Source organism: Aestuariivirga sp., assembly GCF_041738905.1.
In the GTDB taxonomy this organism is placed as follows: domain Bacteria; phylum Pseudomonadota; class Alphaproteobacteria; order Rhizobiales; family Aestuariivirgaceae; genus Aestuariivirga.
This window is the reverse complement of record NZ_JBGSOZ010000167.1, coordinates 19,295-32,869: the sequence shown is the minus strand read 5'-3', so window position 1 is coordinate 32,869 and position 13,575 is coordinate 19,295. Positions and strand designations below refer to the sequence as shown.

At 63.2% G+C, this 13,575-nt stretch carries 15 protein-coding genes; 7 read left to right on the top strand and 8 right to left on the bottom strand.

Annotation, left to right across the window (positions count from 1 at the left end):
• Positions 1-28: 28 nt before the first annotated feature.
• Positions 29-685 (top strand): TlpA family protein disulfide reductase, encoded by a 657-nt coding sequence (locus tag ACEW8Q_RS15945; protein WP_373505041.1) that lies wholly within the window; start codon positions 29-31, stop codon positions 683-685.
• Entirely contained in the window at positions 682-1,002 is a 321-nt protein-coding gene (locus tag ACEW8Q_RS15940) for an MmcQ/YjbR family DNA-binding protein (RefSeq protein WP_373505040.1), read from the top strand. The genes ACEW8Q_RS15945 and ACEW8Q_RS15940 overlap by 4 nt, the downstream gene beginning before the upstream one ends.
• Here ACEW8Q_RS15940 and ACEW8Q_RS15935 read toward each other — a convergent pair.
• Complete coding sequence (locus tag ACEW8Q_RS15935) at positions 999-1,874, bottom strand: 3-hydroxybutyryl-CoA dehydrogenase (RefSeq protein ID WP_373505074.1); 876 nt, start codon at positions 1,872-1,874, stop codon at positions 999-1,001. The genes ACEW8Q_RS15940 and ACEW8Q_RS15935 overlap by 4 nt on opposite strands.
• Positions 1,875-2,163: 289 nt before the next feature.
• Here ACEW8Q_RS15935 and ACEW8Q_RS15930 point away from each other — a divergent pair, with 289 nt between their 5' ends.
• Both ACEW8Q_RS15930 and ACEW8Q_RS15925 read left to right on the top strand, forming a co-directional pair.
• Positions 2,164-2,622, top strand: coding sequence for a (2Fe-2S)-binding protein (locus tag ACEW8Q_RS15930; RefSeq protein WP_373505039.1), 459 nt, complete (start codon positions 2,164-2,166; stop codon positions 2,620-2,622).
• Between the two features lie 3 nt (positions 2,623-2,625).
• Positions 2,626-4,830 (top strand): molybdopterin cofactor-binding domain-containing protein, encoded by a 2,205-nt coding sequence (locus ACEW8Q_RS15925; protein WP_373505038.1) that lies wholly within the window; start codon positions 2,626-2,628, stop codon positions 4,828-4,830.
• Here ACEW8Q_RS15925 and ACEW8Q_RS15920 read toward each other — a convergent pair.
• The 7 genes from ACEW8Q_RS15920 to ACEW8Q_RS15890 all read right to left on the bottom strand — a co-directional run bounded on the left by ACEW8Q_RS15920 (position 4,827) and on the right by ACEW8Q_RS15890 (position 11,909).
• Positions 4,827-5,507 carry a glutathione S-transferase family protein gene (locus tag ACEW8Q_RS15920; RefSeq protein ID WP_373505037.1) on the bottom strand — a complete coding sequence of 227 codons (681 nt, stop codon included), beginning with the start codon at positions 5,505-5,507 and terminating at the stop codon, positions 4,827-4,829. The genes ACEW8Q_RS15925 and ACEW8Q_RS15920 overlap by 4 nt on opposite strands.
• A gap of 43 nt (positions 5,508-5,550) precedes the next feature.
• Entirely contained in the window at positions 5,551-6,492 is a 942-nt protein-coding gene (locus ACEW8Q_RS15915) for an electron transfer flavoprotein subunit alpha/FixB family protein (protein WP_373505036.1), read from the bottom strand.
• Positions 6,493-6,494: 2 nt separating this feature from the next.
• Positions 6,495-7,241: an electron transfer flavoprotein subunit beta/FixA family protein gene (locus ACEW8Q_RS15910; protein WP_373505073.1), complete on the bottom strand. Its 747-nt coding sequence runs from the start codon at positions 7,239-7,241 to the stop codon at positions 6,495-6,497.
• Positions 7,242-7,347: 106 nt separating this feature from the next.
• Entirely contained in the window at positions 7,348-8,040 is a 693-nt protein-coding gene (locus ACEW8Q_RS15905) for a rhomboid family intramembrane serine protease (RefSeq protein ID WP_373505035.1), read from the bottom strand.
• Positions 8,041-8,046: 6 nt separating this feature from the next.
• On the bottom strand, positions 8,047-8,631 hold the full coding sequence (locus tag ACEW8Q_RS15900; RefSeq protein WP_373505034.1) for a cob(I)yrinic acid a,c-diamide adenosyltransferase: 585 nt from the start codon (positions 8,629-8,631) through the stop codon (positions 8,047-8,049).
• Between the two features lie 54 nt (positions 8,632-8,685).
• Positions 8,686-11,205, bottom strand: a complete 2,520-nt coding sequence (locus ACEW8Q_RS15895) for an ABC transporter permease (protein WP_373505033.1) — start codon at positions 11,203-11,205, stop codon at positions 8,686-8,688.
• Positions 11,202-11,909, bottom strand: coding sequence for an ABC transporter ATP-binding protein (locus ACEW8Q_RS15890; protein ID WP_373505032.1), 708 nt, complete (start codon positions 11,907-11,909; stop codon positions 11,202-11,204). The genes ACEW8Q_RS15895 and ACEW8Q_RS15890 overlap by 4 nt, the downstream gene beginning before the upstream one ends.
• Before the next feature lie 70 nt (positions 11,910-11,979).
• Between ACEW8Q_RS15890 and ACEW8Q_RS15885 the strand changes: the two genes are divergently transcribed.
• The 3 genes from ACEW8Q_RS15885 to ACEW8Q_RS15875 all read left to right on the top strand — a co-directional run bounded on the left by ACEW8Q_RS15885 (position 11,980) and on the right by ACEW8Q_RS15875 (position 13,518).
• Positions 11,980-12,603 carry an arylesterase gene (locus ACEW8Q_RS15885; RefSeq protein ID WP_373505031.1) on the top strand — a complete coding sequence of 208 codons (624 nt, stop codon included), beginning with the start codon at positions 11,980-11,982 and terminating at the stop codon, positions 12,601-12,603.
• Between the two features lie 79 nt (positions 12,604-12,682).
• On the top strand, positions 12,683-13,225 hold the full coding sequence (gene thpR, locus ACEW8Q_RS15880) for an RNA 2',3'-cyclic phosphodiesterase (RefSeq protein WP_373505030.1): 543 nt from the start codon (positions 12,683-12,685) through the stop codon (positions 13,223-13,225).
• Complete coding sequence (locus tag ACEW8Q_RS15875) at positions 13,222-13,518, top strand: 4a-hydroxytetrahydrobiopterin dehydratase (RefSeq protein WP_373505029.1); 297 nt, start codon at positions 13,222-13,224, stop codon at positions 13,516-13,518. The genes thpR and ACEW8Q_RS15875 overlap by 4 nt, the downstream gene beginning before the upstream one ends.
• Positions 13,519-13,575 lie beyond the last annotated feature (57 nt).

The following is a 13,575-nucleotide window of genomic DNA, read 5'->3' as shown; positions in this document are numbered from 1 at the left end:
ATCCTTCTTCCCCACCGAAAAGCACCACATGAGCAAAGATAAAAAACCCGGAGTCCTCACGCAAATCGGTGCGGGCTTTGCCGTCATTGCCGCCATAACCGGCTATTACTTGTTTCAGGCCGATCCACGCAAGGCCGGACCTGAAACCGCCGTGGCGCAGGCGACCGCCGCCCTGCCCGCCGCCATGCCCCTGGCCGGTGTAACGCGTGAACTCGCCACAGGAGAGATGGCAGCATTCCTGGTGAAATCGGAGCGGAAGCTCGTGCCCGACATCGCCTTCCAGGATGGCACAGGGAAACCCGTCAAGCTCAGCGACTGGAAGGGCCGCGTGGTGCTGGTCAATCTCTGGGCCACCTGGTGCGCGCCGTGCCGGAAGGAAATGCCGGACCTCGCCAAGCTCCAGAAGGACCTGGGTTCGGAGAATTTCGAGGTGCTGGCGATCAGCGTCGACCGCAAGGGGGCCGAGGCCTCATCTGCATTTCTGAAGGAAACAGGCGCCGACAACCTCAAGCTCTATGTCGAGCCGACCACGGCCATCGTGAACGACCTGCAGGCCATCGGCCTGCCGGTTACGCTTCTGGTGGACAGGCAAGGCAACGAGATCGGCAGGCTCATCGGCCCTGCACACTGGGCTGGGCCTGAAGCGGTGGCACTCATCAAGGCAGCGCTTGGCGAGGGCGCATGACTCCTGAGCGCTTTCGTGAACTCGCTCTGGCGCTGCCCGAAGCGATCGAGAAGTCCCACTTCGGAAAAGCGGACTTCCGGGTGAGGAACAAGATCTTCGCCTCGCTCAAAGACGACGCCACGGGCGTGGTGAAATTCACGCCGGACCAGCAGGCCGCGCTTGCCGCTGCCGAACCAACGATATTCGCTTCTGTTGCAGGAGGCTGGGGACGGCAGGGCTGGACGCTCGTTCACCTCAAGGCGGCAGACGAGCCCGCCGTGGAGAGCGCATTGCGTATGGCCTGGCGCAACGTGGCTCCGCAGCGCTTGAGCCGTTAGCGCGTGGGGACAGGCTTCTCGCCGCGATAGTCATAGAAGCCGCGGTTGGTCTTGCGGCCGAGCCAGCCGGCTTCGACATATTTCACCAGCAGCGGGCAGGGGCGGTACTTTGAATCCGCCAGACCATCATGCAGCACCTGCATCACCGAGAGGCAGGTGTCGAGGCCGATGAAATCGGCAAGCTCGAGCGGGCCCATGGGATGGCGGGCGCCCAGCTTCATCGCCGTGTCGATCGCTTCCACGCCGCCCACGCCCTCATAGAGCGTGTAGATCGCTTCATTGATCATCGGCAGCAGGATGCGGTTGACGATGAAGGCGGGGAAGTCCTCGGCGACCGCGATGGTCTTCCTGAGTGACTGCGCGAATTCCTTGGCCGTCGTAAATGTCGGCTCGTCTGTTGCGATGCCGCGGATCAGTTCCACCAGTTCCATCACCGGAACCGGGTTCATGAAGTGGATGCCCATGAACTTCTCGGGCCGGTCGGTAGCGGCGGCGAGCCTCGTGATCGAGATCGAGGAGGTGTTCGAGCCGACAAGGCACTCGGGCTTCAGGTGCGGGCAAAGCGCCTGGTAGATCTTGCGCTTGACCTGCTCGTCCTCGACCGCGCTCTCGATGATGAGATCGTAGTCGCCGAAGCCTTCATAGGCCGGAACGCCCTTTATTCGCGAAAGGGCCGAGTCGCGATCTGCCTCTGAAATCTTGCCGGAGCGCACCTGGCGGGCGAGATTACCGTTGATGGTGGCGAGGCCAGCCTCCATGCGTTCCTTGGCGACGTCGTAGAGCCCGACGTCATAACCCGCGACAGCGCAGACATGCGCAATGCCGTTGCCCATCTGACCGGCGCCGATGACGCCGACTTTCCTGATTTGCATGTTGATCAAGTGCCTGAATTCTAAAGTCGAGGGAGCCTATAACGGGTACCCGCGCAGGGCAAGAGCGTTTCGCAAGTGCAGCAATGCCACTTTGGAGGGGCAAGAACGGTCACGATGCGGCGGCCCTGCGGGGATGAGGGACCATATGATGGGATGCCCGCAAGCTGTGAGTGCGGGATGGATCGTTCCCTCACTCAGAGAGCAGATCACGGTTTCGTGAGGTCCTTGTAACCGCATCTCTTCGCGCTGACATCCGATGCTTGACAGAAATCGCAAGGAGGGACCGCGCATGATCAAGGTCAACATCAATGGAGTCGACCGCGAGGTCGATGCCGAAGCGGACATGCCGCTCCTCTGGGCGATCCGCGACGTTCTTGGCATGACGGGCATCAAGTTCGGCTGCGGCCTGGCCCAGTGTGGCGCCTGCACCGTTCATCTCGACGGGCAACCGGTGCGGTCCTGCCAGACAGCTCTTGGCGATGTCGGCACCGCAAAGATCACCACCATCGAAGGCGTTGGCGGCAAGGTTGCCGAGACCGTACAGGCGGTTTGGGCGGAGCTCGACGTGCCGCAATGCGGCTATTGCCAGTCGGGACAGATCATGTCGGCCGTGGCGCTGCTGAGCCAGAACAAGAAACCCGGCGATGGCGACATTGATTCCGCCATGTCCGGCAACCTCTGCCGTTGCGCTACCTATGCCCGCATCCGTTCCGCCGTTCACGAAGCCGCGCGCCGGCTGGAGGCCTGAGCCATGTATCCCAAGATATTCGATTCCTTTGCCGCTCCCCATGTTCCGAAGCTGAACGCCACGCGCCGCGGCTTCCTGCTGGGCGCGCTTGTCACCGCAGGCGCCCTTTCCGTTGGCTTTCGCTGGAACAGCCCCGCTGCCGCGCAAGACCAGCCCAAGGTCCATCCGTTCCAGCCCTATGTGGCGATCGCGCCCGATGGCAAGGTCACCATTTATTCTTCGCAGTTCGAGATGGGTCAGGGCGCATACTTCGGCATCGCCACGCTGGTGAACGAGGAACTGGGCGCTGACTGGCCGCAGATCACGGTCGAGGGTGGATCTGGCAATCTCGCCGCCTTCGGCAATCTCGCCTGGGGTGTTGCCGCGCAGGGCACGGGCGGTTCCACATCCATGACATCGTCATGGGAGCGCTACCGCAAGGCTGGAGCCGCGATGCGCATGATGCTGGTCGAGGCGGCGGCCAAGGAATGGGGCGTCCCGGCCTCCTCGATCGTCGCGGAGCGTGGAATGCTGGCGCATGCCTCTGGCAAGACCGCCACCTATGGCGAGATGGCGGCGAAAGCCGCCGGTATTGATCCGCCCACGGACATTCCGCTGAAGCCCGCCAGCGCGTGGACGCAGATCGGCAACGCCGGCCTCAAGCGCTACGACTCGAAAATGAAGACCGACGGCACGGCGGAATTCACCATCGACGTGAAGCTGCCGAACATGGCCACCGCCGTGATGATCCATCCGCCGAAATTCGGCGCCACTGTTACCTCTTTCGATGCGTCGAAGGCCAAGGCCTTGAAGGGCGTGATCGACGTCGTGCAGATTTCGCGCGGCGTGGCCATCGTGGCCGAGACCATGTGGGCGGCGATCAAGGGACGCGATCTCGTCACCGTGACGTGGAACGAGGAGAAGGCCGAGACGCGGTCTTCGCCTGAGATTCTCGCGGCCTATGAGGCGCGGGCCAAGGCAACTCCACTTGCGGTCGCCCGCAACGATGGCGACGCGGTCAAGGCACTTGCAAGTGCAGCGAAGACGCTGGAAGCCACGTTCTCCTTCCCCTACCTCGCGCATGCGGCGCTGGAACCGCTCAATGCCGTGGCCCAGATGAAGGATGGTGTGGTCGAGATCTGGGGCGGACACCAGATGCCGGACCTCTACCAGTATATCGCCTCGCAGATTGCTGGCGTGACACCCGACAAGGTCAAGCTTCATGTCATGCGCTCGGGCGGCGGTTTTGGCCGCCGCGCGGTGTTCGATGCCGATGTGGTGGCGGAATCGGTCGAGGTGGCGAAGGCCATCGGCTGGTCACGACCCGTCAAGGTGCAGTGGATGCGCGACAACGACATGAAAGGCGGACGCTACCGCCCGGCCTATGTGCACGCGATGAAGGCCGGCCTAGATGCTGAAGGCAACATCGTCGCGTGGTCGAACCACGTCGTCGGGCAGTCGATCATGTCGGGCACGTTGTTCGAAGGCATGGCGGTGAAGAACGGGATCGACTTCACATCCGTCGAGGGTGCGGCCAACATTCCCTATGCCATCCCCAATCTCGCGGTGGGCCTCTCCACCATGCAGGCCGGGGTTCCGGTGCTGTGGTGGCGCGCGGTGGGCTCCACCCACACGGCCTATGCCGTCGAGGCCTTCCTCGACGAGGTGGCGGAAGCCGCGGGGAAAGATCCCGTGGCGCTGCGGCTTGAGCTTCTCAAGGATCATCCGCGCCATCTCGCGGCTCTGAAACTGGCCGCCGAAAAGGTGGGCTGGGGCAGTGCCCCGGCGCAAGGCCGCTTCCGGGGCGTTGCGGTGGCCGAGAGCTTCAACACCGTTGTGGCGCAGATCGCCGAGATCAGCATTCCGGCCGAGGGCCAGATCAAGGTGGAGAAAGTCGTCTGCGCCGTGGATTGCGGCACGGCCATCAATCCCGATCAGGTGGTGGCGCAGATGCAAGGCGGCATCGGGTTCGGGCTGAGTTCCATTCTCGGCGAAGAGATCACGCTGGAGTCCGGTGAAGTGCAGCAGGCCAACTACGACAGCTACACACCGCTTCGGATCGATCAGATGCCAGAGGTGGAGGTCCATATCATACCGTCGGATGCGCCGCCGACGGGTGCTGGCGAACCGGGCGTTCCGCCAATCGGACCGGCGGTCGCCAATGCTGTCTACCAGGCCACCAAGAAACGCGTGCGCGTGCTGCCATTCTCGAAAGGCCTCAGCGTCTAGAACTCTCGGCGTTCGACCGGGTGCGAAAGTGCCCGGTCGGCGTCGGCGATCTCGGCCGCGATCCCGGCAAACGCAGGCCGCGCGGCAAGCGTCTCGTACCATCGCCTGAGATTGCGGTGGTGGCTCACGCCGGGGCCACCATTTCGCACTGTGTAGAGGACAGTCAGGAACGTGGCGATGTCAGCCACCGAGAGTTCACCCAACAGGAAATCGCTGCCCTGAAGCCTTGCATCGAGTTTCCGATGGTTTTCGATGATGGCGGGCTCAGCTGCGGCGGCCTCGCGCTCCTGTGCGTCGCGGCGGGCGGTGTCGGGTCCCGGCGGTTCAGTGCGGAACATCAGTTTCCGAACCGGCGGAAGAAGCACCTCTCCGGCTTCGAGTTCAGCAAGACGGCAAAGCGCACGTGAACTTGCATCGCGCGGGTAAAGCCTCGGCTCCGGGTACTTGTCTTCGATGTATTCGAGAATGACGGTTGAATCGTAGAGCGTGACATCTCCGTCTACCAGCACCGGGACCTGGCCCTTGGGGTTTGCCGCGAGCACGGCCTGATGCTTCGGCGCGTAGCCTTCCGTCTGCGTGAAAGGCACCATGTCGCAAGTATAGGGCACGCCCTTTTCGCGGAGGGCGATTTCAACCTTGCGGCCGAACAGACTCAAAGGGCCGGAATAGAGATGCATGATGCGTTCTATCCCGGCCCCATGTCAGGCACTGTCAGCAGATCTACTTGCCGAGTTTCGCCAGTTCCGCGTCGAGTTCGGGAACGGCGGTGAAGAGGTCGGCCACGAGACCGTAGTCGGCGACCTGGAAGATCGGTGCCTCTTCGTCCTTGTTGATGGCGACGATGATCTTCGAGTCCTTCATGCCGGCCAGATGCTGGATGGCGCCGGAGATGCCCACCGCGATGTAGAGATCGGGGGCCACTACCTTGCCGGTCTGTCCGACCTGGTAGTCGTTGGGCACATAGCCTGCGTCGACGGCGGCGCGCGAGGCGCCCACCGCGGCGTTGAGTTTCGATGCGACCGATTCGAGCAGCTTGAAGTTGTCGCCGTTCTGCATGCCGCGGCCGCCCGAGACCACGATCCTTGCCGAGGTGAGTTCCGGACGGTCGGACTTCGACAAGTTTTCGCCTTCGTAGGACGACAGGCCCGGATCAGATGGCGCGTTCATCGAGACGACTTCGGCGGACCCGCCTTCACCCGCCGCCGCAAACGACGCGGTGCGAACGGTGATGACCTTCTTCGGGTCCGTCGACTGCACGGTCTGCACCGCGTTGCCGGCATAGATCAGGCGCACGAAGGTATCGGCGGACTTCACTTCCGCGATGTCGGAAATCTGCATGACGTCGAGAAGTGCAGCCACGCGCGGCATGAAGTTCTTGCCGTTGCCGGTGGCGGGAGCGACGATGTGATCGTAAGCCGGTGCCAGCGCCACCACGAGGGCGGCCATCGGCTCGGCCAACGGGCGTTCCAGCAACCCGCTCTCGACATGAAGCACCTTGGAGACGCCATCGAGTTTCGCAGCGGACGCGGCAGCCGCACCCGCATTGTTGCCGGCCACCAGCACATGGACGTCGCCACCCATCTGGGCGGCGGCGGTCAGCGCCTTGTGGGTCGCGTCCTTCAGCGACGCGTTGTCGTGTTCTGCAACGAGGAGGACAGCCATGGTCAGATTGCTCCTGCTTCCTTGAGTTTCGCGACGAGTTCGGCCGGCGTCTTCACCTTGATGCCGGCGAGGCGCTTCGGCGGCTCCTCGGTTCTGAGCACCTTCAGGCGCGGGGCAACGTCAACGCCGTAGTCGGCGGGCGTCTTCTCGTCCAGGGGCTTCTTCTTCGCCTTCATGATGTTGGGCAGCGAGGCATAGCGCGGCTGGTTGAGGCGGAGGTCGGTCGTCACAACGAGCGGCAGCTTGACCTTCAGCATCTGGAGGCCGCCGTCGATTTCGCGGGTGATCGCGGCTTCGCCGTCACCGGGCTCGAGCTTCGAGGTGAATGCGGCCTGCGCCCAGCCTAGGAGGGCTGCGAGCATCTGGCCGGTCTGGTTGCAGTCGTCGTCGATCGCCTGCTTGCCGAGAATGACGATCTCCGGCTTTTCGGCCTCGACCACGCCCTTCAGGATCTTGGCGACGGCGAGCGGCTCGACCAGCGCGTCGGTCTTGACGAGGATCGCACGGTCGGCACCCATGGCGAGCGCCGTGCGGAGCGTTTCCTGCGACTGCTGCGGCCCGATCGAAACGGCCACGACCTCGGTCGCCTTGCCGGATTCCTTGAGGCGCACGGCCTCCTCGACGCCGATTTCGTCGAAGGGGTTCATCGACATCTTCACGTTGGCCAGTTCGACACCCGAACCGTCGGCCTTCACACGGATCTTGACGTTGTAGTCAACGACCCGCTTCACAGCGACAAGGACTTTCATCATTTCCCTCGATATGGCGGTCTTGAAAAGTGGCCGGACCCTAGTGAGGGGAACCCCTCAAGTCAATTCCACCAACGCCGCTTGATGGCCGAATGCGACGTTTCGCTTAGGCCGCAAGCCGCATCCAGAGGCGGCGGCGGATGGCGTAGGTGATGGCCATGCCCGCCAGGAAGCCGCCGATATGGGCGCCCCAGGCGATATTCGCATCGGGCTTCCCGTAATCCATCCAGTACGAAAACAGCTGCAATCCGAACCAGCCGCCCAGCACCCAGAGGGCGCCGATGCGGATGGGAATGCGCAGGAACAGCAGGATCCAGACCCGCGCCTTGGGAAACAGGATCACATAAGCGCCAAGTATGCCCGAGACGGCGCCGGAAGCTCCGACCAGCGGCAGGCCGGAGCCGGGCTGCAGGGCGACATGGGCCAGGCCCGCCACCACCCCGCAGACGATATAGAGCATGGCGAAGGACGCATGGCCGTAGGCGTCCTCCACATTGTCGGCAAAGACCCACAGGAACAGCATGTTGGATATGAGATGCCACCAGCTGCCATGAAGGAATTCGTAGGTGATGAGCGTGAAGGGCTCCGGAATGGGATTGTAGCCCAGAACCGGCGGCAACATGCCGGTCAGCTCACCGGGCACAAGGCCCCAGCCCACCGCGATGACAGAGAGAACCGCATCCGTGTTGAAGGCGCCTGTCGTCAGGTACATCACGACGTTGAGTGCGATGATGGTGACGGTGACGAGCTGGAAGCGGATGACCTTCAGCGGGGTGGAATCGTGAAGGGGGATGAACATCGGGTCTCAGCGTGTCTTGCCGGGAACCCACAGCACGTCGCCGGAGGTGCGCGCATTGGCCCAGCGGCTGGCGACGAAGAAGAAGTCCGACAGCCGGTTGATATAGGCGATGGCGCCCTCGCTCACGTGCTCGCCCTCATGCAGGCCAAGCTCGACGATGAGGCGTTCGGCGCGGCGGCAGACGGTGCGGGACAGGTGAAGATGAGCGGCGGCGGGATGGCCGCCAGGGAGCACGAAGGACCGCAGCGGCGAGAGTTCCGAATTGAGATCATCGATCTCGGCCTCAATGCGCTCGTACTGCTTCGGGAGAATACGGAGCGGCTCGTAGCCCAGGTCCTTGCCGGTGTCGGGCACGCAGAGGTCGGCACCGAGGTCGAACAGCTCGTTCTGGATGCGGGCCAGCATGGCATCGAGCTTCTGCATGTCGGGCGTTGCGGTGTGGAGGCGCACGATGCCCAGCGTGGCGTTGGTCTCGTCCACCGTCCCATAGGCCTGTATCCGGAGATGCGCCTTCGACACGCGCTCGCCGGAGCCGAGTGCCGTTTCTCCGGCATCGCCGGTGCGGGTGTAGATGCGATTGAGAACGACCATGAAACTCGATGATTGAAGTTGATGTTTGGATGTAGCGGGAAGCAGCCCCGCGCGCTACTCATTCCTCAAGTAAGGCGCTGGGTTTGCCGATAGGGCAGCCCATGTGACGGTCAGTCCTGCCGCCACCGTCACCACCATGGCGATGAGCGCCGTCAGGCCTGCGGTTACAAACGAGAAGCTCCACGGAATTTCGAGGATGTAATGCGCGAGGAACCATGAGGCGAGCGAACCGACGGCCAATCCAAACACGGCGGCGGCAAGACCCAAGGCCGCATATTCGATGGTGAAGGCGCCGACGAGCTGGCGTTTTGTAGCGCCATAGGTTTTCAGCACGACCGCCTCGTAGAGCCGTTCCGAAAGGCCCGCCGCCAGCGCTCCGGCGAGAACCAGCACGCCCGTGAGAAGCGTCAACACATTGGCGCCACGGATGGCCGCGAGCATCTGTCCCAGCAAGCCGCTCACGATGTCGATCGCGTCCTTGACACGCACGGCTGTCACCGAAGGATAGGCACGGGCCATCTTGTTGAGGAGAGCCGCCTTGTCGCCGCCATTCATTTCGACGGTCACGATATGGCTGTGCGGCGCACTCTTCAACACACTGGGCGAGAACACCATCACGAAGTTGATGCCGAGATTCCGCCAGTTCACCTTGCGGGTGTTGGCGACCTTGGCGGTGATCTCGCGGCCCAGCACATTGACGGTGATCTCGTCGCCGATCTTCACACCAATCCCTGAGGCAATCTCATCGACCAGCGAGACGAGCGGCAGGCCCGCATAGTCCTTCGGCCACCACTCGCCTTCGACCAGCGTGGAGCCCTCGGGAAGGCTGTCGGCATAGGTGAGGCCCCGGTCGCCGCGCAACGCCCAGTTGGACTCTGGCGAAGCTTCCACCTTCTCGGCGGGAACGCCCTTCACGCTGACCACGCGGCCGCGCAGCATGGGCGAATTGGCGACATGGGTAACACCCGCTTCCTTTGTGACTGCATCCTTGAAGGCCTCAAGCTCGGTGTTGCGGACATCGAGGAAGAAGAAGGCCGGGGCCTTCTCCGGGATGCCGGACCTGAGTTCGGTCGAGATGGTGCGGTCGGTGAGGGCCAGTGTGACAAAGAGCGTGAGACCCAACCCCAGCGCGAGGATGACCGAGCCCGCGGCTGTTCCCGGACGGTGAAGATTGCCGATGGCATAGCGCCATATGACAGAAGAGGCCCTTGGCATGCGGCGAGCGCCCATGATGATGAGCCGGGCAAGACCGAGCAGCACGACGAAGCTGACGACGAGCCCCCCTAAGAACCATGCGGTGATGCGCGTGTTCTCGAATGCGAAGAAGACCAGTCCCGCGATGAGCGCCAGGGCCATCGCGATGGCGCCAAGCTCCCATGCTCCGGGACGGCCATGAACCGGCGCGATGCGTGAGCGGAACAGGGCCGAGGCCGGAACGCGGCGCGTATGTGCCAGCGGCCACAGGGCGAAGGCGATGGTGGTGAGAAGGCCAAGCGCTCCGGCGAAGAGCAGCGGGATCACTTCCACGCGCGCCGCGATGGGAAGCGGCAGTACGCCGCCGAGCGTGGCCGAGACCAGCGCGGGTGCCACGGCGCCCGCTGCTAGCCCGAGCCCGATGGCGAGCAGTCCCACAAGAAGAATTTCGGTCAGGTAGATGCCGAGCACATCGCGCGAGGATGCGCCGAGGCACTTGAAGGTGGCGATCGAATTCATCTTCCGCGTCACGAAGGCCTGAACCGCATTGGCGATGCCCGCGCCGCCGACGATGAGGGACGCAAGACCGACCAGCGTCATGAAGTAGCTGAGGCGCTCGATGAAATTGTCGGCGCCCGAGGCCGCGTTGTTGCGGTTCTTCACGCGCCAGCCGGAGTCCTTCCACTCCTCGCGGGCCTGCAACATCACGGCCCGCATGGATTCGGGCGAGGGATCGGGCAGCTTCACGCGATAGCGCCAGGTGATGAGGCTTCCCGGCTGCACGATGCCGGTCGACCGCAGCGTCTCCTCGGTCACGAGCAGGCGGGGGCCCAGCACGATACCGTCCGAAATGCGGTCGGGCTCCAGCTTGATGAGCGCGCGGATCGCGACATCGATGGAACCGAGCTTCACGCGGTCGCCGGGCTTCAAGCCCAGCCGTCCCATGAGCAGCGGATCAGCCACCGCTCCGGGCAATCCATCGCGGGTCGCAAGCGCATCGGCCAGCGTCATGCCATTGTCGAGGTCTACCGTGCCGTAGAGCGGGTAATTCGCGTCGACGGCCTTGGCTTCGACAAGTGTGGTGTTGTCGCCTGCCACCGCCATGGCGCGCACGGTTGCCACCTTGCTCACGGTGCCCTTGGACGAGATGAAGGCCAGTTCCGGATCGGTCGTCTCGCGGTGGATGAGAGAGAACTCGACATCGCCGCCCAGAAGCGGCTGGCCCTGCTCGTCGAGGCCGCGTTCGATGGCTGCCGAGAGCGAACCGATGATGGCGATGGTGCCGGTGCCGAGTGCGAGGCAGGTGAGAAAGATCCAGAAGCCTTGCAGGCCAGAACGGAGATCGCGGGCCGCGAATCGCAGCCAGAGCGCAAGGTTCATGCGAGTGCTCCGGGCTGGGCCCCGGCCACGATCTTTCCGTCGAGTACCTCGGCCACGCGGTCGCAGCGCTCCGCGAGCGTCCGGTCATGAGTGACGAGGAGCAGGGCCGCGCCGTCCTGCTGCTTCAGGTCGAAGAGCAGCTTGATGATCTGCTCGCCGGTCACATGGTCGAGATTGCCGGTGGGTTCGTCGGCGATGATGATCTTCGCGCCGGACGCCAGTGCTCTCGCGATCGCCACGCGTTGCTGTTCGCCGCCCGACAATTGTCCCGGATAATGGGTCAGGCGATGACCCAGACCCACGCGCTTCAGCTTTTCCGTGGCGATGAGCATGGCGTTCTGTTCGCCACGGAATTCCAGCGGCACGGCCACGTTCTCGAGCGCCGTCATGGTGGGGATGAGGTGAAAAGACTGGAAGACGATGCCGACATTGTCGCGCCTGAAGGCGGACAGTTCATCCTCGCTCTTTCCCGACAGATCCTGGCCCGCAACGCTGACGAAGCCGCGGCTGGCGCGTTCCAGCCCGGCGATCACCATGAGCAGCGTGGTCTTGCCCGAGCCCGAGGGACCGACGATGCCGAGAGCCTCGCCCGGCATGACTGTCAGGTCGACGCCGCGCAGGATATCGACATTGCCGGCGCGGCTCGGCAGGGTCAGGTGAACGTCTTTCAGGGAAACAGCCGTGGTGGTCATTGCATCGAACATGGTTGGCCTTACGTGCTTTGTCGAGTTACGGATGCTTGAACACGGCAACCATGGCGCTTAATTGTCCGTCATGATGAAACTTTCCGCCGTCCTGGCCTTCCTTCTCCTCATGCTCCAGCCGCTTCATGCCCAAAGCATCACCATTCTGGCCTTGGGCGACAGCCTGACGGCGGGCTACGGGCTGCAACCATCCGATGCCTTCCCGGTGAAGCTCGAAGCGGCGCTCAAAGCGAAGGGCCACGATGTGAAGGTGGTCAATGCCGGTGTGTCGGGAGATACCGCGCTTGACGGGTTCTCGCGCCTCGACTGGTCGCTTTCGGAGGACGTCGATGCGGTGATCGTCGAGCTTGGCGCCAACGATGCGCTGCGCGGGTTGCCCGCCCCGCAGGCGGAAGCCGCACTCGATGGAATTCTGGCGACGCTCAAGGAAAAGGACATTCCCGCGCTGGTCGCCGGCATGCGCGCGCCCCCCAACCTGGGGCCTGAGTATCAGGCGAGCTTCGACGGCATGTACGCGCGGCAGGCCGAAAAGCATGGCGCGTTGCTTTACCCGTTTTTCCTCGACGGTGTTGCGGCGGAGGTCAAGCTCAACCAGGCCGACGGCATTCATCCCAATCCGGCGGGCGTCGACATCGTGGTGTCCCGCATCCTGCCCAGCGTTGAACAATTGATCGCCAGGGTTGCCGGAAAATAGCGCTTGGGTTTCCCGGGAATCACATTAGCGTAGGTTCCAAGCGTTTCGCACATCCTTCGCCGCAGAGGAGGTCCCCGCAATGCCACGTCTGTTTACCGGTCTTGATATCCCCAGTGACGTGGCCTTCGATCTCGATCTGATGCGAGGCGGGATTCCCGGTGCGAGGTGGATCGACCGCGAATCCTATCACATCACGCTCCGCTTCATCGGCGACATCGACGAGGGATTGGCCCGCGAGATCGCCTATGAGCTTGACGGGGTGGAGGCGCGGCCCTTCGCGTTGAAGCTGACCGGCTGCGGGGTATTCGGCGGCAACAAGCCTCATGTGCTGTTCGCGGGGGTCGAGGAAAATGCTGAGCTCAGAAGGCTGCAATCCATCCACGAACGCATCTGCCAGGTGCTGGGCCTGCCGCCTGACCCCCGCAAGTTTGCACCGCATGTCACTTTGGCACGGTTGAAGGACCCCGACCTTACGGCCTTGCACCACTTCATCGCTTCCCATAACCTCTACCGCAGCCGGGTATTCGAAGTGCCGCGTTTCGTGCTCTTCTCGTCCCGGCCATCGCGCGGGGGCGGTCCCTACGCGATAGAGGAATCATACCGCTTGCAGGCAGGGATATGACGGACAAAGCATTGGTCGGCGTCGAACGGGCCAAGGCCCTCCACGAGCTTCAGGGCTGGGCGGAGGCCAAGGGACGAGATGCGATCGCCAAGACCTATCAATTCAAGTCGTTCAGCCAGGCCTGGGGCTGGATGAGCCGGGTGGCGCTTTTCGCCGAGAAGACCGACCATCATCCCGAATGGTTCAACGTTTATGGGCGGGTGGAAGTGACGCTTTCGACGCATACCGCTGGTGGGGTCACCGATCTGGACATCGCGCTGGCGCGTAAGATGGACCAGTATGCAAACAGTTAGTTAATGGCCGTTAAGGCACCTAAAATTCCTGTAACTTGAAGCAAGTGGGGCTTTTCC